Below are 593 nucleotides of genomic sequence, written 5' to 3'. Positions count from 1 at the left end.
AGGCCAGCCATTTCGGACAGGGCGACGCAATGGTCGACTTCCACATTCTGCAAGGCGCTCAGCGGCATATCGGGTACTGCAGCGTCGTCGGGATCTTGAACCACGCTGACCCCTCCGCAAATCTTGATAGCGCGCAAGCCGGCGGTCCCGTCGGAGAGGCTGCCCGTGAGCACGACACCAATCACGCTGCCGCCAAAGCTGCAGGCCGCTGATCGAAAAAGGGGATCGATGGCAGGGCGCGCCAAATTCTCCCGCGGCCCGCGCCGTAGCAGCATGTGATCATCATGTAAAAGCAGGTGAGCTCCGGGCGGTGCAACGAAGATGTGCCCGTTTTTAACCTTCGTGCCGCTGGCGGCATTCGCTACGGGCATGTTGGCAGCGCGACCGAGAATGTCGCCGAGGTAACTCGTGAGACCGACGTGCTGTACGATGAGGAGGGCCGCCGGAATGTCCGGCGAAATATCCCGGACAAGTCTCTTCAGCGCGTCGAGGCCCCCCGCCGAGGCTCCGATTGCGACAATGCACCGGTTCTCGCAACCGTAGGCACGGACCTTCTCCGACTGCCCCGCATGTTCCGACTCTGATCGTGGTGC

1 protein-coding gene is annotated in these 593 nt (G+C 62.4%); it reads right to left on the bottom strand.

Going from position 1 to position 593, the window contains the following annotated elements; translation table 11 throughout:
* A partial coding sequence (locus tag EN879_RS38125; protein WP_164774954.1) for a chemotaxis protein CheB occupies positions 1–593 on the bottom strand: 593 nt, incomplete at both ends.

The organism is Mesorhizobium sp. M7A.F.Ca.AU.002.02.1.1 (assembly GCF_003998535.1).
GTDB lineage: Bacteria > Pseudomonadota > Alphaproteobacteria > Rhizobiales > Rhizobiaceae > Mesorhizobium > Mesorhizobium ciceri.
This window is presented reverse-complemented; position numbering and strand designations above follow the sequence as displayed.